This is a genomic window from Pseudomonas sp. LBUM1659 (genome assembly GCF_059716045.1).
Genome location: NZ_CP166797.1, coordinates 6246590 through 6264141 on the forward strand (window position 1 = coordinate 6246590; position 17552 = coordinate 6264141).

Here is a 17552-nt window from a genome sequence, read left to right on the forward strand (position 1 = left end):
GCTCGCCCATGAGTCGATTCCTGCTGAGCGGTGCCGCATTACTGGCGCTGTGCATCAGCCCGCTGTCCCAGGCCGATGACAAACCGCTGATCCAGGCCGGTAAAAAGACCCTGTTTCAACGCGTGCTGACCACGCCCGGCTGCAAGATCAGCCCGACGGCGGGCGGTGCCGAAGGTGACGCACAACCCGTCTTTAGCCGCTTTTATGTGTACGAGCGCGCCCAGGCAAACAACGCCGAGTGGCTGAAAGTCGGCCCCGACAGCTACGGCAAAACCATTGGCTGGCTGCCTGCCAGCTGCACCACCGACTGGAAGATGCAGTTGACGCTGGCCTTCACCAACCCGGCCAACCGCGACCGGCTGCTGTTCTTCAAGGACCGCGCCACCGTCGAAGGCATCCTTGATGCGCCGGACCCGGTCAGCAAAGTCGCGCCGCTGCGGGCCACGCTGAAAAAGGGCCAGCAAGCTCCGGGCGTACTGGCTGAAGAACCGGAATACTTCGTCGACCTGCAAAAGCAGTTCTACCTGCTGCCGGTGCTCAGTGGCGAAGAAGTCATGACCGAAAGCGGTTTCCGCACGCGCCTGCTCAACGTCGCCTCCGTCAGCAAGCCGGATGACAAGAACGCCAAGGGCGGTGTTGCAAACAGCGCTGCCGGCAGCAAGGAAGCCGAAGATAAAAAGGCCAACCAGCTGAAGGAATTCAGTGCGGCCGTAGTATTTGTCATCGACTCGACGATTTCGATGGACCCCTACATCGATCGCACCCGCGAGGCGATCCGTAAGGTTTACCAGAAGATCGAAGCGCAGAACCTCGGCAAACAGGTCAAGTTCGGCCTGGTGGCTTTTCGCTCCAACACCCAGGCGGTACCGGGGCTGGAATACACCACCAAGATGTACGCCGACCCGACGAAGGTCAAAGACAGCGCCGACTTTTTCGCCAAGATCGCCGACCTCAAACAAGCCACCGTGTCGAGCAGCAGCTTCGATGAAGACTCGTTTGCCGGCGTCATGGAGAGCATCGACAAGGTTGACTGGAGCCAGTTCGGCGCGCGATACGTGGTGCTGATCACCGATGCGGGCGCCATCGAAGGCGACGACAAGCTGTCGAAGACCGGTTTGAGCGCCGCACAGGTGCGTATGGAAGCCGCCAACCCGGGCGTGGCGATTTACACCCTGCACTTGAAAACACCGGCCGGGGCCAAGGATCACGCCAAGGCCGAAGCGCAATACCAGAACCTGTCGACCTATCCGGGCACCAACACTTCGCTGTACTACCCGGTCAACGCTGGCGATGTGCAGGAATTCGGGCGCAAGGTCGACGCCTTGGCCGGGGCGATCACTACACAAGTGAAAGCCGCCTACATGGGCGAAGACGCCATTGGCAGCGCGGCGAACGCCAAGCAGGACCCGGCCGAGAAGAAAATGCTCGAAGACGCGGCGCTGATCGGCCACGCCATGCAACTCGCTTATCTCGGCGAGAAGACCAACAGCAAGGCCCCGCCGGTATTCAAGGCGTGGATCTCCGACCGCGACCTGATCAAGCAGAACATCCCGACCACCGACGTGCGGGTGCTGCTGACCAAGTCACAGCTCAGCGACTTGAGCGACGTGATGAAGCAGATTCTTGATGCCGCCAACGAAGGCCTGATTTCACCCACGGAAATGTTCGATCGCCTGCGCTCGGTGGCCGCGACCATGGGCGCCGATCCCAATCAGCTCAAGCAGAACGGCAACGCCAAACTGGCGGACATGGGCGTCCTCGGCGAATACCTCGAAGACCTGCCTTATCACAGTGAAGTGCTGAACCTGGATGAAGAGACCTGGAAGAGCTGGGACGGTCTGGCGCAAGAGAAATTCATCCGCACGCTGAACACCAAACTGCGGCATTACCAGCGTTACAACGCCGACGTCGACCGCTGGGTAGCGTTAGCCAAAGACAGCGATGCGCGGGACAACGTCTATCCCGTGCCCCTGGAAATGATGCCTTAACGAGACGCCGATGCTCGATATCAAGAACCTGCTGGTGCGCCGTGGTGAAGGCGCACAGGCCCATCACGTGCGACTGCCGCACTTGCAGGTCGGCGCCGGAGAAATCCTCGCCATCACCGGCGAGAGCGGTAGCGGCAAAAGCACGTTGCTCGAAGCCATCGGCCTATTGCTCGCGCCGATGGAGCTCGAGCGCTTTCGGCTGGGCCCGACGCACGCTCAGGATATCGCCCAACTGCTGGCGGCTGACGACCAGCCTGCTCTTGCAGCGGTGCGTTCACGGCATTTGGGATTCATTTTGCAGAGCGGCGGCTTGCTGCCGTTCCTGAGCGTGCGGGACAACATCAGCCTGCCGCGCCGTTTGCTCGGGATGCCGGCAAAGAGCGATCACATCGACCACGCCGTTGACGTGTTGCGCCTGCAAGGGTTGCTGGATAAACAACCTCAGGCCTTGTCGATCGGCGAACGCCAGCGCGTTGCCTGCGTTCGGGCAATTGCCCATGAACCGCTGCTGCTGTTGGCCGACGAGCCGACCGCCGCGCTCGACCCTCACAGTGCCCGGCGTTTGTTCGAGTTGCTCCTGAGCCTGGTGTCGAGCATGGGCCTGAGTGCACTCGTTGTATCCCATGACTGGGCCTTGCTGAAAGATTTCGGCTTACCGCGACTCGGCGCTATCAGCCATCAGGGAGAGACTCTGTTTGAACCGATGGACTGATCGCTTGCGCCTGCTGGGCTCACTGGCGCTGCAAGACCTCTGGCACGACCGTAAGGTCTCGCTGTGCATCGCCGCGTCCCTGGTGGCGGTGATCGCACCGTTGTTGCTGCTGTTCGGGCTCAAACACGGGGTGGTCAGCCAGCTGCAGGACGAACTGCTGCGCGACCCGCGCAACCTTGAAGTGAAAATGCTCAGCAACGGCAATTACGACACGGCCTGGATCGAGCGTTTGCGCCAACGCCCCGAGACCGGTTTTGCCCTCGGCCAGACCCGCTCGCTCAATACCCAGGCTGATCTGCTGAACGGCATGCAACGGTTTGTCGAAGGTGCGGAAATCATTGCCACCGAGCCGGGCGACCCACAACTGAACCTGGCGCCACTCAATCCCGTCGGCAATCAAGTGATCCTCAGCGCCAGTGCAGCGCAACGCTTGCAGGCCAAGGCCGGCGACAGCCTGCAGCTGCGGGCCTCGCGCCGCCTGGATGGGGTCAATGAACGTGGCGAGATGACGCTGACGGTACTGGCCGTGCTCGACGGTGCCCGTTTCGGTCGCGCTGCCGGGTTTGTCGCCCCGCCGCTGCTTCTCGATCTGGAGCGTTTTCGCGACGGTTATCAGGTCAGTGCGTTCGGTGTGACCACTGGCAAGCCTCAGGGTAATCTACAACCGCTGTATGCTCGCGCCCGCGTCTATGCGCGCGACATCGATCAGGTCGCACCGCTGGAACACTGGCTCAACGAACAACACATCGAAACCTCGAGCCGACTGGCCGATATCGACAACGTCAAAGCCATCAACCATGTGCTGGGGCTGATCTTCGGTGTGATCGCCATGGCGGCGCTGATCGGCTGCGTAGCGTCGATGGTCGGCGCGTTCCTGGCCAACATCGACCGCAAACGCAAAAGCCTGGCGGTCCTGCGTCTGCTGGGTTTCAAACGCAGCGCCGTCGGCGGTTTCGTGGTCCTGCAAGCGCTGGTGCTGAGCCTGGCCGGCTACGTGGGCGGGCTGGGGTTTTATGCCGTGGGCAGTCATTTGTTCGACTACCTGCTCGGCAGCAGCCAGGCCACAGGCACCTTCGTTTGCCACATCAGTGTTTGGCACGGCTTTGCCGCCCTGCTCTTTACCTTTTTGGTTGCTGCATTGGTGGCCATGATCGGCGCCCTGCGAGCCATCAACATCCAACCTGCGGAGAGTCTGCGTGAGCTATAAACGTTTTGGCTTGCTGTTGCCCCTGACCCTCGGCTACTTGCTCGACGCCTCGGCAGCGGGCTGGGAAGAGAAGTATTACAACCCGATGCCCGAGGCGAGCGACGTCGTGCTGCCAATGCCCTGCGAAGGCTCGATGGTGTTTCGCAAGGTGTTCATTCCGGTCACCGGTCCGCTGGATGACTACCCGATCAACATCGGTCAGGACGGCGCGGAATACGGTTACGTCGAACAGACCCGTCCAACATTCATCGCGGGCAGTTTTACCGGGGCCAAGAACGACAAATCCCGCTACTACCTGATGGCCAAGTACGAGATGAGTCAGCTGCAATACGCCGCCCTGACCGAAGCCACTTGCCCCACCGCCGCCACCAAGATGCGCTTGCCGCAAACCGCGGTGAGCTGGGTGCAGGCCATCGATGCCGCCGACAAGTACAACCTCTGGCTGCGCAAAAACGCCGCCGGCAAGCTGCCCAAGGAAGACGGCGTGCAAGGCTTCCTGCGCCTGCCCACCGAAGTCGAATGGGAGTTCGCCGCGCGCGGCGGGCTGGAAGTCGGTGCCGCTGAATTCCGCGACACACACTACCCGATGCCGGAAGGCATCAACGCCTACGAGTGGTTTGCCGGGGCGCAATCGTCCAACGGCAAAGTGCAATTGACCGGACTGCAAAAGCCCAACCCGCTGGGCCTGCATGACATGCTCGGTAACGTCGACGAAATGATGTTCGAACCGTTTCACCTGAACAAACTCGACCGCCAGCACGGTCAGGCCGGCGGCTACGTCGTCCGTGGCGGTAACTACCTGACCGCGCAGGCCGACCTGCGTACGGCACTGCGTCAGGAACAGCCGTATTACAACGCCGAAGGCCAGGTGAAAAACAAGACCACCGGCCTGCGCCTGGTGCTGGTCTCCCCGACCCTCACCTCTCGCGAACGGGTCGCCAGCATCGAAAGCAGCTGGAAGAAACTTGGCACCGGCAGCACGGAAGCCGAAGCCGCCGACAAAGGCACCGTGCAATCCCTGAACAGCCTGGCCTCGGGCGTCGAAGATAAAGCGCTCAAGGAAAAACTCCAGGCCCTGGAAAACCAGCTGCGTGCCAGCAACCAGCAGCAGGAAGAAACCCGCGACCAGGCGATTCGCGCCAGCCTCAATCTGGGCGCATTCTTGTGCACCAAGATGCTCGACGACGGCCAGTACGTGGAATTCCTGCAAAAGAACTACAAGCTCAACTGCGAAAGCGCGGACAAAGACGCGAGCTGCGATATGCGTAAAACCAAGCTCGACGAGCAAAAGGATCGCCTGCACAAACTCAGCCGTTACTACGCCAGCAGCCTGGTGGAATCGGCTACCTTGTACGGCCAGCCACTGCTTGAAACGCAGGTCCCGGTGATGGAAGAAATCATCACCCGCAACAAACAGCTGCAGGACCTCAAACCTTACTTGCGCACCCACTGGGCCAATCAGAAGGCGTTCCTGCAAAAGCAGAAAATCGATACTGAGGGCTGGCTGAACAGCTGCAAAGCCGTCACTCAATAACTCACCTTAATAACAACGCGTCAACACCGTTACGTAGGAGTTTCACCATGTCGCGCAGCCATTGGTCTCGCTTCAAGCTACAGATCGCTTTCGTAGTCGCCGGCAGCCTGCTAATGACCGGTTGCGCTAACACTGGCAGCTCCATGCTCGGCGAAGGCGACGGTGCCGATCCGCGCCTGACCCAGGGCAATGACGCAGAGTTCTTCAGCAAATCCGGATACCAGGCCTGCGCCGTCGGCGCCGGTATCGGCATCCTCGCTTGCGCGCTGTCCAACAGCAGCAACAAAACCGTGTGCGTGGTCGCCGCCGGTATTACCGCGTGTGGTGTGGCCATGGGCGCGAACTATTACCTGGATCAACGTCGCGCCGAATACGCCGACACCACCACCCGTTTGGCGAAGATGAACAGCGACGTCGAACTAGACACGCAGAAGGTGATCGCCCGTACCGCGACCGCTCAGCAAGTGATCAATGATGACCAGGCGCAAATCGCCCAGATCAAAAAGGACATCGCCAACAAGAAAGTCGACAAGAGCAGGGCTCAGGCGCAAATCGCCGGTATCGATTCGGACATCGCACGCCTGCGTAAAGACCTTGCCAACATGCGTACCAAAGTCACCGAGTACAGCAAAGTGGCAGACGCCGAGCGTTCCCAAGGCACCAGTGCCGAGATCAGGCAGGTGGACATGAACATTCAGAGAATGAACCAGAAAGTCGTCAGCCTGCAGAAGGAAGTCGACGCCCTGTACAGCCAACGCTCCGCAATTACCCTGGGTTAAGCACATGACGCTAAGACAACTGATGGTTATCACTGCCGTCCTGGCCCTGAGCGGTTGCGCGACCACGCCCGGCGAATGCGATGCGACCAATCGCGACAGCAGCATGCTGACAAAGATGAACTGCGACTATTCCGGTGGTTACAGCGATCAGGTCAAGCAGAAGGAACTGGCCCTGAGCGAGTCCCGTCAGCAAAACGCAATGTTCCGTCAGGTGTACGAGAACATTCAGGCTCAGCAGCTCAGCACCAAGACCGATCTGGCCACCCAGCAAAAATCCCAGGCGGCGCTGAATCAGTCGCTGGCGCAACTGCTGACCTCGCTCAAGGCTCGGCATGGCAATGAAGCCCAGGTGCAGAAGCAGATTGCCGCCCTCGAGCAGCAGCTCAAGGCTTCGCAAGCAGCGCCAACGACCAAATCAACGCCCGCAACACTGGCAGCCAAGCAGCAAGAGTTGAAAACGTTGCAGAAGAAGGTCAATCAGCTGCAATTCAGCCTCGGCTACGAAGAGTAACTTTTCACCCCGCAGGGCATCCCGACGGATGTCTGCACTTTTTCAGGAATCGTCGTCATGCAGCGGGTCATCAGGGATGCGCAAGCCACATCGGAGGGGATGAGTGCGCTGCAAGCCAAAGTCGCCCTTATCCAGAAACACTTTCCGCCGACCGTCGCCAGTCTGTTTGCTATCCCGCGGATGGGCAGCGGCGACGTGCTGGAATGGTGGACCGAACTGGGTGGCCAACCCACGCCCTATGCCGACCTCAACGAGGACGCGCAACGACGTCTGCTGGAAACCTATGAAGTACGTCAGACGTCCCTCGAACAGTTGGCGGATGAACTGCAAAAACGCGGTCAACCGACGGTAGCGGATGATCTGCGCAGCCTGCTCGGCACACCTGAACTGGACAAACTCTACAGCCTCAACGGTGAGCCTTTGGTGGTGCGCTGGAATCAGCGTCCGCCCAGACCGATCGTGCCGCCGGTGGTTCCGGTGGTGCCGGTCGTACCGCCGTCGCGTCGTGGCTGGTGGATCGCGGCGGCCTTGCTCGCGCTGCTGTTGCTGCTTCTGGCACTCTGGCTCTGGTGGTTCCTGCACCGTGAGCCGGTTGTCGTGGTTCCGCCTGTAGCGCCTGTGGCGCCGGTGGTAACTCCGGTTGAGAAACCTGTCGAGAAACCGGTTGAGCCTGTCCCCGAGCCTGTTGTGGAACCGGAACCTGCTCCAGTACCAGAACCCACGCCAGAACCGGTACCGGAACCCAAGCCTGTCCCACCACCAAAACCGGCACCGGAACCCAAGCCGATCCCGCCACCCAAACCGGTTCCACCACCAAAACCGGTAGTGGCTGCCCCACCACCACCCCCCCCACCGGCCCCGACGCTGGACAACTTCGCATGCCGTAAAAATGCGCCGAACGCAGAGATCCCACAATTCGTGGTGGTGCTCGACACCTCGGGTTCGATGAACTTGAACATCAAGTCAGTGAAAGCCGACGAGGACTGGTTCTTCGGTGGTGGTGACCTCAACAAGCTCCTGGACCCGAACCGCTACATGCGTCTCACCGCCAAACCCAGCCGCATGGACGTCGCCAAGGACTCGCTGGCCGGCATGATCAACGGGCTGGACCCGAAGATCGACACACGCCTGATCACCTTCGCCGGCTGCGAAAGGACACCGGACCGGGGTGTGTTCAAGTTCGGCGACCGCCAGCGGCTGATCAACGGGATTCGAGGTCTGGCTCCCGACGACGGCACACCGCTGGCCGACAGCCTGGCCCACGCGGCGAGTATGGTCGACGGGCGCAATAACGATGCGGTTATTGTAATGTTTGTCGACGGAGAAGACGGATGCGGGCAGGACGTTTGCGCGGTATCCCGTCGAATCGCCAGGGAACAACCGCGGTTGCGGGTCAACGTGGTGAAAATCGGTGTTGGCGGCACGTCACGCTGCATCGCTGAAAACACCGGCGGCCGGGTTTACAACAGCACCAATGCGGCTGAGTTGAGCAACCAGTTGAAACAGGCGAGCAAGGAAGTATCCAGCAATGCCAAGTGCGATTAGCGTGGGGACTGATCCGACTTGCCGGCGATGATTCAGCGCAGGTGCTCGACCGCCGGTAAATCCATGGCCCGAACCTCTCCCAAGAGAAAATCGCTGAGGCGTCGCAAACGCTCACCTCCGGGGCGGGTTTTCGGCCAGACGAGGTAATAATTCTCACCGCTGGCGACCGCCGTCGGCCACGGCAAGCTCAGGCGTCCCTGCGCAACATCCTCCGCCACCATCAACAAATCACCCATGGACACGCCGTAGCCCCGCGCAGCAGCGATCATGCCCAGCTCCAGCGTGTCGAACACCTGGCCGCCCTTGAGCGAGACCTGATCGGTCAGGCCCATGCGCTCCAGCCAACTGCGCCAGTCGCGACGGTCGGGCGTTGGGTGCAGCAGTTCGGTGCTGGCCAGGCGCGCGACGTCCCAAGGCTGATCGTTCAGAAGATTCGGCGCGCCCACGGGAATCAGCTCCTCTGGAAATAACAAAGTAGCCTCCCAGTCCGGCGGGAAATGCCCGTTGCCGAGAATCACGGCGCAATCGAACGGTTCCTGATTGAAGTCCACCGAGTCGATGTCCATCCAGGCGCTGGTCAGCTGCACTTCATTGCCCGGTTGCAGGTGCCGAAATCGGCTGAGCCGCGCCAGCAACCAGCGCATGGTCAAGGTCGACGGGGCTTTCATGCGCAGGATGTCGTCTTCGGCGCGCAAGGTATTGCAAGCGCGCTCCAGGGCGGTGAAACCGTCACGAATGCCCGGCAGGATCAACCGCGCCGACTCGGTCAGTTGCAAATTGCGCCCACTGCGGTGAAACAGCCGACAGGCGAAATGCTCTTCGAGTGTACGAATATGCCGGCTCACCGCGCTTTGAGTGATCGACAGTTCTTCCGCCGCGCGGGTGAAAGAGCTATGCCGCGCCGCCGCTTCAAATGCGCGCAAGGCATACAAGGGAGGAAGACGACGAGACATGAGGAAAGGTCCTATAGCGAAATCCGGCTACCGTAGCAGAAACTCTTCAGCATGAGTCTGACTCATGCTACCCATCCTTTTTATCCCTTTGTGCAAACCCTGTGAAGCGCCGAGAATCGACGCTTTCCAGTCCTCTTTGATAATCGAGCGTGATGACCATGAAGCATCCAGCGCGTATTGAACTCTGGGCCATTCTGCGGCTGGCGGGGCCGTTGATTGCCTCGCAGTTGGCGCACATGCTGATGGTCCTCACCGACACCTTGATGATGGCGCGCCTGAGTCCCGAGGCATTGGCCGGGGGCGGTCTGGGCGCGGCGACTTACTCGTTCGTGTCGATTTTCTGCATTGGCGTCATCGCCGCCGTCGGCACTTTGGTGGCAATCCGTCAGGGCGCGGGCGACATCGTTGGCGCGGCGCGACTGACCCAGGCAGGATTGTGGCTGGCGTGGTTGATGGCGCTGGTGGCCGGGTTGCTGCTATGGAACCTGAAACCGGTATTGCTGCTGTTCGGTCAGACGGAAAGCAACGTCCACGCGGCTGGGCAGTTTCTGCTGATCCTTCCGTTCGCCCTACCCGGTTACCTGAGTTTCATGGCCCTGCGCGGCTTCACCAGCGCCATCGGCCGGGCGACGCCAGTCATGGTGATCAGCCTCGGCGGTACGGTGGCCAACTTCCTGCTCAACTATGCGTTGATCACCGGGATGTTCGGCCTGCCGAAAATGGGTCTGGTCGGCATCGGGCTGGTGACGGCAATTGTCGCCAACCTGATGGCCGTGGCGCTGGCGCTGCACATCCGTCGGCATCCGGCCTACTACGCGTATCCGCTGCGCCAGGGTTTGTCGCGGCCTAACCGCCAGTACTTGAAAGAGCTGTGGCGCCTCGGCCTGCCGATTGGCGGCACGTATGCGGTGGAAGTCGGGCTGTTTGCGTTCGCCGCGTTGTGCATGGGCACCATGGGCAGCACGCAACTGGCGGCGCACCAAATCGCCCTGCAGATCGTTTCGGTGGCGTTCATGATTCCGGCGGGGCTTTCCTACGCGATCACCATGCGCATCGGCCAGCATTACGGCGCCGGGCAATTGCTGGATGCGCGGTTGGCCGGTCGGGTCGGCATAGCCTTCGGCTCGGCGGCGATGCTGGGTTTTGCGATGGTCTTCTGGCTGCTGCCAAATCAGTTGATCGGCCTGTTCCTGGATCACAACGATCCAGCGTTTCGCCCCGTCATTGAACTGGCGGTGAACCTGCTGGCGGTGGCGGCCTGGTTCGAGCTGTTCGACGGCACGCAAACCATCGCCATGGGCTGCATACGCGGACTCAAGGACGCCAAGACCACATTCCTGGTCGGCTTGGGTTGCTATTGGCTGATTGGCGCACCGGCCGCGTGGTGGATGGCCTTCCATATGCACTGGGGGCCGACGGGCGTCTGGTGGGGGTTGGCGTTGGGACTGGCGTGCGCGGCGGTGAGTTTGACGCTGGCATTTGAATGGAAGATGAAGCGGATGATTCGGCAGGAGCCGTCGTCACAGCGTTTCGACATCGCCCAGACCGAGTGAGATCCCTGTAGGAGCATGGCTTGCCCGCGATGAACGCTAACGCGGTGTGCCTGCAAAACCGTGTCGCCTGCATCGCGGGCTAGCCTTGCTCCTACAGGATCCTCGCTAGCTCACAACTTCCAGTGCGGGCAGCTGGCTATTGCCGAAGGTCAGGTATTCCACCAGCTCCGCCAGCGGCAACGGCTTGCTGATCAAGTAACCCTGCACCTGATCGCAGCCAAACCCGCGCAACAAATCCAGCTGTTCCGCTGTTTCCACCCCTTCAGCAACGACCTCAAGATTGAGGTTGTGCGCCAGGTTGATCATCGCGTGGACCAGTTTGCGATTCTCTTCACGTTCTTCCATGCCGCCGACAAAGCTCTTGTCGACCTTGAGCAAGGCGATAGGCAGGCTGTTGAGGTGCACGAAGGAAGAGAACCCGGTGCCGAAGTCATCCAGCGAGAAGCGCACGCCCAGGCGTCCGAGGGCGTCCATGGTTTGCTTGACCAGATCGCTGCGGCGCATCACGGCGGTTTCGGTCAGTTCGAACTCCAGCCACTGCGCTTCGACGCCGCGTTCGGCAATCAGCCGGCTCAAGGTGGAGAGCAACTGGCTGTCCTGAAACTGCCGGAATGACAGGTTGATCGCCATGTGCAACGCCGGCAAACCCTGTTCGCGCAAGGCTTGCATGTCTTGCAGCGCCCGGGAAATCACCCAGTAACCCAGCGGCACGATCAAACCGCTTTGCTCGGCCAGCGGTACGAATTCGCTCGGTGGCAGCAAACCGCGCTCGGCATGGCGCCAGCGCACCAAGGCTTCGAGACCGACGATCTGGCCGTCAGCAAGGTTCAGGCGGGGCTGGTAATGCAGTTCCAGTTCGTCACGGCGCAAGGCCCGGCGCAGCTCGCTTTCAAGGTCGGCCATGCTGCGGGCGTTGCGGTTGATGCGTTCGTTGAAGATGTGAAAGGTGCAGCCTTGGGTGCTCTTGGCTTGCTGCATGGCGATGTGCGCGTGCCACATCAGCGGGTCGGCGCCGGCCTGGGCCCGGGCGTGGGCAATGCCCAGGCTGGAACCGATCAACAGGCTTTCGCCGTCGACCCAGTAGGGTTCGGCCAGTGCTTCGGTAATGCGCTCGGCCATCCACTCGGCGCGCTGAGGCGCACGGCGGGTGTCGATCAGCAAGGCGAATTCATCACTGCCCAGGCGCGCCAGTTGATCGCCGGCCTCAAGCTGGCTTTTCAATCGTGCGACCACTTGCAGGATCAAGCGGTCGCCGGCCTGGTGGCCGAGGGCATCGTTGGCGTGACGGAAGTTGTCGAGATCAAGGTGACCGAGGGCCAGGCCGCGGCCGTCGTTTTCCGCCAGACGTGCTGCCAGCAAGGTCTGAAAACCCTGGCGGTTGGCGATACCGGTCAACGGATCTTGCTCCGCCAGGCGCTGCAAGGTGTTTTCCAACAGGCCTCGCTCACGCACATGCCGCAGGCACCGGCGCAGCATGCCGGCATCGAGCAGATCACGCACCAGCCAGTCACTCACACCATCGGGCGTCACCGGTGGCTCGTGTTCGACCAACAACACCGTTGGCAAGCTGCAACGGCCAGGTAGCGGCTGAAGTGCAGGAACAGTCAACAACACCGCGTTGCGGTTGTCATCGAACAAATTGCTGACCGACTCCCAGCTCGGCGCGCTGATGAGCACGGCCGAGCTTCCCATCGGAGCCAGACACTCACGCAACAACGCTACCCACGCTGGCTCTTCGGCCAGTAGCAGCAAACGCAAGGGTTCGACAGGCGTAGACAAGCTAGCTCCCTAGACTCTGCAAGGATGTAGGCGGCAGGCATTATGCCGCGCCGGTAACCAATGTCCAAATGACATCAGTTATCAAACGCGGATTTGTGTCTGGAATCTGAACATTAGCCGCACATTCACCGCGCATCCTGCTTGAAAGTATCAAAACCGGCAATTAGAGAAAGCGAGTTGCGTCACAAGTCGGACAGAGCAGCACAATTCGCTGAGCCTGTTAAAATGCCGGCCCATTTCACAAACGACTCCCTGAATTCTGTATGTCCCGACTCAATCCCCGGCAGCAAGAAGCCGTGAGCTACGTCGGCGGCCCTCTTTTGGTGCTCGCCGGCGCAGGCTCCGGCAAGACCAGTGTGATCACGCGCAAGATCGCGCACCTGATCCAGAATTGCGGCATCCGCGCCCAGTACATTGTCGCCATGACTTTTACCAACAAGGCCGCGCGCGAAATGAAGGAACGGGTCGGCACCCTGCTCAAAGGCGGCGAAGGCCGTGGCCTGACGGTGTGCACCTTCCACAACCTGGGCCTGAACATCATCCGCAAGGAACACGTGCGGCTGGGCTACAAACCAGGCTTCTCGATCTTTGACGAGACTGACGTCAAAGCCTTGATGACCGACATCATGCAGAAGGAATACGCAGGCGACGACGGCGTCGACGAGATCAAGAACATGATCGGCTCGTGGAAAAACGACCTGATCCTGCCCGCCGAAGCCCTGGAAAATGCGCGCAACCCCAAGGAACAGACCGCCGCCATCGTCTACACCCACTACCAGCGCACGCTCAAGGCGTTCAACGCGGTGGACTTCGACGACCTGATCCTGCTGCCGGTGAAGCTGTTCCAGGAACACGCCGACATCCTCGAAAAGTGGCAGAACAAAGTCCGCTATTTGCTGGTGGACGAATATCAGGACACCAACGCCAGTCAGTATTTGCTGGTGAAATTGCTGATTGGCACGCGCAACCAGTTCACCGTGGTCGGTGACGATGACCAGTCGATCTATGCCTGGCGCGGCGCGCGCCCGGAAAACCTGATGTTGCTCAAGGACGACTACCCGTCCTTGAAAGTCGTCATGCTGGAGCAAAACTACCGCTCCACCAGCCGCATCCTGCGCTGCGCGAACGTGCTGATATCGAACAACCCGCACGAATTCGAAAAGCAGCTGTGGAGCGAGATGGGCCACGGCGACGAGATCCGCGTGATCCGCTGCCGCAACGAAGATGCCGAAGCCGAGCGCGTGGCCGTGGAACTGCTGACCCTGCACCTGCGCACGGACCGGCCATACAGCGATTTCGCGATTCTGTATCGCGGTAACTACCAGGCCAAGCTGATCGAGCTGAAGCTGCAACACCACCAGATCCCGTATCGCCTGTCCGGCGGCAACAGCTTTTTCGGGCGTCAGGAAGTGAAAGACCTGATGGCCTACTTCCGCCTGATCGTGAACCCGGACGACGACAACGCCTTCCTGCGGGTGATCAACGTTCCACGCCGCGAGATCGGCTCGACCACCCTGGAAAAGCTCGGCAACTACGCCACCGAACGCAAAATCTCGATGTACGCCGCCACCGACGAAATCGGCCTGGGCGAGCATCTGGACACGCGCTTCACCGATCGCCTGTCGCGCTTCAAGCGCTTCATGGACAAGGTGCGCGAGCAGTGCGCTGGCGAAGACCCGATCTCGGCGCTGCGCAGCATGGTCATGGACATCGACTACGAGAACTGGCTGCGCACCAACAGCTCCAGCGACAAGGCCGCCGATTACCGCATGGGTAACGTCTGGTTCCTGATCGAGGCGTTGAAAAACACCCTGGAGAAAGACGAAGAAGGCGAGATGACCGTCGAAGACGCCATCGGCAAACTCGTTTTGCGCGACATGCTGGAACGTCAGCAGGAAGAGGAAGACGGCGCCGAAGGTGTGCAGATGATGACCTTGCACGCCTCCAAAGGCCTGGAGTTCCCCTACGTGTTCATCATGGGCATGGAAGAGGAAATCCTCCCGCACCGCTCCAGCATCGAAGCCGACACCATCGAGGAAGAACGCCGCCTGGCCTACGTCGGGATTACCCGCGCGCGCCAGACACTGGCCTTCACCTTCGCCGCCAAGCGCAAGCAATACGGCGAGATCATCGACTGCGCGCCAAGCCGCTTCCTTGATGAGCTGCCGCCGGACGATCTGGCCTGGGAAGGCAACGACGACACCCCCGTTGAAGTCAAAGCCGTTCGCGGAAATACCGCATTGGCGGATATACGCGCGATGTTAAAGCGCTAGAATTGCACACTTTTTAACCAACGCATTTTTAACCAAACACTTTTTACAAGCTTGGCGCATTCGGCGCCAGTAGAGGAAAGCTTCATGGAAGCACTGCACAAGAAAATTCGCGAACAAGGCATCGTGCTTTCCGATCAGGTCTTGAAGGTCGACGCCTTTCTGAACCACCAGATCGACCCGGCGCTGATGAAGCTGATCGGCGATGAATTCGCCGCGCTGTTCAAGGACTCGGGTATCACCAAAATCGTCACCATCGAAGCCTCGGGCATCGCTCCGGCGATCATGACCGGTCTGAACCTCGGCGTGCCGGTGATCTTCGCCCGCAAGCACCAGTCCCTGACCCTGACCGAAAATCTGCTGTCGGCGACCGTTTACTCGTTCACCAAGCAGACCGAAAGCACCGTGGCGATCTCCCCGCGCCACCTGACCAGCAGCGATCGCGTGCTGATCATCGATGACTTTCTGGCCAACGGTAAGGCGTCGCAGGCGCTGATCTCGATCATCAAACAGGCCGGCGCGACCGTGGCAGGCTTGGGTATCGTGATTGAGAAGTCGTTCCAGGGTGGGCGCGCGGAACTGGATGCACAGGGTTATCGCGTGGAATCGTTGGCTCGCGTGCAATCGCTGGCTAACGGCGTCGTGACCTTCATCGAATAAAGCCACACCGCCCTCCCCCTGTAGGAGTGAGCCTGCTCGCGATTGCGGTGTATCAGTCGACATTTTCGTTGACTGATACACCGCAATCGCGAGCAGGCTCACTCCTACAGTTGTTTCGGCTATCTGTTATTGCGTGGTGGCTTTGAGGCCGGCGAGTAGTAGGCGTTGGAACAAATCTTCCTTCAAACCGTCAGGGTCGGTCAGCTGCATCCGCTCCAAATGCTCTGGAAACATCGAAGCCTCTGGCGCATCCAGCGCTGCTTTTCCCAACTCCAGAATCTCCGTCAGTTTGAATTTGCTCTTCAGCCAATTCAGCGCCCGCAACACGTCGCGCTCCACCTCAGTGAAATCACAGCCCAGCGGATACTCCGGAAACAGGTTCGGGTGCCGCGCCTGAATCGCCTGTAAACGTTCCGGACTGTTATCGGCGAAACGTGGATCGATGCGGAAATCCTTCGGCAGCTTACCCACGCTCTGCGCTTGCTCGATCAACCCCTGCTGAAACCGCGAATCGCTGATATTGAGCAACGCCTCGATCACCGCCACATCGGTCTTGCCACGCAAGTCGGCGATGCCGTATTCGGTGACCACAATGTCCCGCAGATGCCTTGGGATCGTGCAGTGGCCGTACTCCCAGACAATGTTCGAGCTGACCTGCCCTCCCGACTCTCGCCAACTGCGCAGCAACAGCACCGAACGCGCGCCTTCCAGTGCATGACCCTGGGCGACGAAGTTGTACTGCCCGCCTACACCGCTGAGTACCCGTCCGTCCTCCAGCTGATCGGCCACGCCGGCACCAAGTAAGGTCATGGTGAACACGGTGTTGATGAAGCGCGCATCGAGGCGCTGCAAACGCTTGAGCTCTTCCTGACCGTACAGCTCGTTGATGTAGCTGATGCGGGTCATGTTGAATTCGAGGCGCTTGCTTTGTGGCAGCTCACGCAGGCGCTCGTAGAAACTGCGGGGGCCGAGGAAGAAACCGCCGTGGACCGAGATGCCGTCAGTTTGCGCGGCTTCATCGAGGGTGCCGGCGTTCGCCTGTTGCTGAGTCGGCACATGCGGGTAAACCTTGCGCCGCACGATCCCGGCATCGACCAGCACCAGCAGACCGTTGACGAACATTTCACTGCAACCGTACAGGCCTTTGGAGAACGGTTCGAGGCCGCCTTCGCGATCGATCAACTGCGCCCACTGGCTGAGATTCACGTCCACCAGCAACGCCTTGTATCCGGTATTGTCGGCTTGGCGCGCCAGCAACGCAGCGGTCAGCGCATCGCCCATGGCTCCGATGCCGATTTGCAACGTGCCGCCATCGCGCACCAGCACACTGGCGTGCAGGCCGATGAAGTGGTCCTGGAAGCCCACTGGCATGTTCGGCGTGGAAAACAACGTGGTGCTGTCTTTCTCGTCGATCAGCAGGTCGAAGGAGTCGATGCCGATTTCCGCGTCGCCGGGCATGTAGGGCAAGTCGTTGTGTACCTGACCCACCAACAGAATCGTCTCCCCCGTCGCTCGGCGTTTGGCGATCATCGGGAACAGGTCGAGGGTGATGTCCGGGTTGCAGCTCAGGCTCAGTCGATCCGGGTGCCCGGGATGGCTGGCCACCAGCTGCGCGACCAGGTTCAAACCGGCGCCGTTGATGTCCCGCGCGGCGTGGCTGTAGTTGCTGCTGACGTAATCCTGCTGGGCCGATGCACTATGCAGCAGACTGCCCGGCTGCATGAAAAATTGCTGGATGTGAATGTTCGCCGGCAGATTGTCTTTATGCAGGCCCTCCAGAAAATCCAGTTCCGGATAGTCACCGAACACCCGTTCGATAAAGGGCTCAAGAAAGCGCTTTTGCAGGCCATCGCCCAATGCAGGGCGACCCAGGCACAGCGCGGTGTAGATCGTCAGCCGCCGATCAGGCAATTGCGCAATGCGCTGGTACAGCGCGTTGACGAAGTGGTTGGGTTTGCCCAGACCAAGGGGCAAGCCCATGTGAATGTGCGCCGGCAAACGCGCCAACACATCATCCACCGCCTGCTCGATAGAACACAGCTGCACCATCTGATCCTCCCT

The 17552-nt window shown here is 60.3% G+C and carries 13 protein-coding genes; 10 read left to right on the forward strand and 3 right to left on the reverse strand.

Annotation, left to right across the window (positions count from 1 at the left end):
• Positions 1–8 precede the first annotated feature (8 nt).
• Genes ACA048_RS28585 through ACA048_RS28615 form a run of 7 tightly spaced genes read left to right on the forward strand, consistent with a single transcriptional unit; the run spans position 9 to position 8276 of the window.
• Positions 9–1988 (forward strand): vWA domain-containing protein, encoded by a 1980-nt coding sequence (locus ACA048_RS28585; protein WP_497627240.1) that lies wholly within the window; start codon positions 9–11, stop codon positions 1986–1988.
• Between the two features lie 10 nt (positions 1989–1998).
• Positions 1999–2700, forward strand: coding sequence for an ABC transporter ATP-binding protein (locus tag ACA048_RS28590; RefSeq protein ID WP_497627241.1), 702 nt, complete (start codon positions 1999–2001; stop codon positions 2698–2700).
• Positions 2684–3907, forward strand: a complete 1224-nt coding sequence (locus ACA048_RS28595; RefSeq protein ID WP_497627242.1) for an ABC transporter permease — start codon at positions 2684–2686, stop codon at positions 3905–3907. Before ACA048_RS28590 ends, ACA048_RS28595 begins: the two co-directional genes overlap by 17 nt.
• Positions 3897–5441 (forward strand): SUMF1/EgtB/PvdO family nonheme iron enzyme, encoded by a 1545-nt coding sequence (locus ACA048_RS28600; RefSeq protein ID WP_497627243.1) that lies wholly within the window; start codon positions 3897–3899, stop codon positions 5439–5441. Before ACA048_RS28595 ends, ACA048_RS28600 begins: the two co-directional genes overlap by 11 nt.
• A gap of 47 nt (positions 5442–5488) precedes the next feature.
• Positions 5489–6220 (forward strand): hypothetical protein, encoded by a 732-nt coding sequence (locus ACA048_RS28605; RefSeq protein WP_497627244.1) that lies wholly within the window; start codon positions 5489–5491, stop codon positions 6218–6220.
• A 4-nt stretch (positions 6221–6224) separates the two neighbouring features.
• Positions 6225–6731, forward strand: coding sequence for a hypothetical protein (locus ACA048_RS28610; RefSeq protein ID WP_497627245.1), 507 nt, complete (start codon positions 6225–6227; stop codon positions 6729–6731).
• 57 nt (positions 6732–6788) lie between these two features.
• On the forward strand, positions 6789–8276 hold the full coding sequence (locus tag ACA048_RS28615) for a vWA domain-containing protein (RefSeq protein WP_497627246.1): 1488 nt from the start codon (positions 6789–6791) through the stop codon (positions 8274–8276).
• 32 nt (positions 8277–8308) lie between these two features.
• Here the strand turns inward: ACA048_RS28615 and ACA048_RS28620 are convergent, their stop codons facing one another.
• The gene (locus ACA048_RS28620) at positions 8309–9229 is read right to left on the reverse strand and encodes a LysR substrate-binding domain-containing protein (RefSeq protein WP_497627247.1); all 921 of its coding nucleotides are present in this window, start codon (positions 9227–9229) and stop codon (positions 8309–8311) included.
• A 158-nt stretch (positions 9230–9387) separates the two neighbouring features.
• Between ACA048_RS28620 and ACA048_RS28625 the strand changes: the two genes are divergently transcribed.
• On the forward strand, positions 9388–10782 hold the full coding sequence (locus tag ACA048_RS28625) for a NorM family multidrug efflux MATE transporter (protein WP_497627248.1): 1395 nt from the start codon (positions 9388–9390) through the stop codon (positions 10780–10782).
• A gap of 105 nt (positions 10783–10887) precedes the next feature.
• Here ACA048_RS28625 and ACA048_RS28630 read toward each other — a convergent pair whose 3' ends face one another.
• Positions 10888–12561 carry a putative bifunctional diguanylate cyclase/phosphodiesterase gene (locus ACA048_RS28630; protein ID WP_497627249.1) on the reverse strand — a complete coding sequence of 558 codons (1674 nt, stop codon included), beginning with the start codon at positions 12559–12561 and terminating at the stop codon, positions 10888–10890.
• Between the two features lie 263 nt (positions 12562–12824).
• Between ACA048_RS28630 and rep the strand changes: the two genes are divergently transcribed.
• Both rep and ACA048_RS28640 read left to right on the forward strand, forming a co-directional pair.
• Positions 12825–14834, forward strand: a complete 2010-nt coding sequence (gene rep, locus ACA048_RS28635; RefSeq protein ID WP_046030650.1) for a DNA helicase Rep — start codon at positions 12825–12827, stop codon at positions 14832–14834.
• A gap of 84 nt (positions 14835–14918) precedes the next feature.
• On the forward strand, positions 14919–15491 hold the full coding sequence (locus ACA048_RS28640) for a xanthine phosphoribosyltransferase (protein WP_497627250.1): 573 nt from the start codon (positions 14919–14921) through the stop codon (positions 15489–15491).
• Between the two features lie 126 nt (positions 15492–15617).
• Here the strand turns inward: ACA048_RS28640 and ACA048_RS28645 are convergent, their stop codons facing one another.
• Complete coding sequence (locus ACA048_RS28645; RefSeq protein ID WP_497627251.1) at positions 15618–17540, reverse strand: acetyl-CoA hydrolase/transferase C-terminal domain-containing protein; 1923 nt, start codon at positions 17538–17540, stop codon at positions 15618–15620.
• Positions 17541–17552 lie beyond the last annotated feature (12 nt).

Bases quoted from the DNA above. Each gene is read 5' to 3' on its own strand.
- ACA048_RS28585 (WP_497627240.1), top strand. From the start codon at position 9: ATGAGTCGATTCCTGCTGAGCGGTGCCGCATTACTGGCGCTGTGCATC.
- ACA048_RS28590 (WP_497627241.1), top strand. From the start codon at position 1,999: ATGCTCGATATCAAGAACCTGCTGGTGCGCCGTGGTGAAGGCGCACAG.
- ACA048_RS28605 (WP_497627244.1), top strand. From the start codon at position 5,489: ATGTCGCGCAGCCATTGGTCTCGCTTCAAGCTACAGATCGCTTTCGTA.
- ACA048_RS28610 (WP_497627245.1), top strand. From the start codon at position 6,225: ATGACGCTAAGACAACTGATGGTTATCACTGCCGTCCTGGCCCTGAGC.
- ACA048_RS28615 (WP_497627246.1), top strand. From the start codon at position 6,789: ATGCAGCGGGTCATCAGGGATGCGCAAGCCACATCGGAGGGGATGAGT.
- ACA048_RS28620 (WP_497627247.1), bottom strand. From the start codon at position 9,229: ATGTCTCGTCGTCTTCCTCCCTTGTATGCCTTGCGCGCATTTGAAGCG.
- ACA048_RS28625 (WP_497627248.1), top strand. From the start codon at position 9,388: ATGAAGCATCCAGCGCGTATTGAACTCTGGGCCATTCTGCGGCTGGCG.
- rep (WP_046030650.1), top strand. From the start codon at position 12,825: ATGTCCCGACTCAATCCCCGGCAGCAAGAAGCCGTGAGCTACGTCGGC.
- ACA048_RS28640 (WP_497627250.1), top strand. From the start codon at position 14,919: ATGGAAGCACTGCACAAGAAAATTCGCGAACAAGGCATCGTGCTTTCC.
- ACA048_RS28645 (WP_497627251.1), bottom strand. From the start codon at position 17,540: ATGGTGCAGCTGTGTTCTATCGAGCAGGCGGTGGATGATGTGTTGGCG.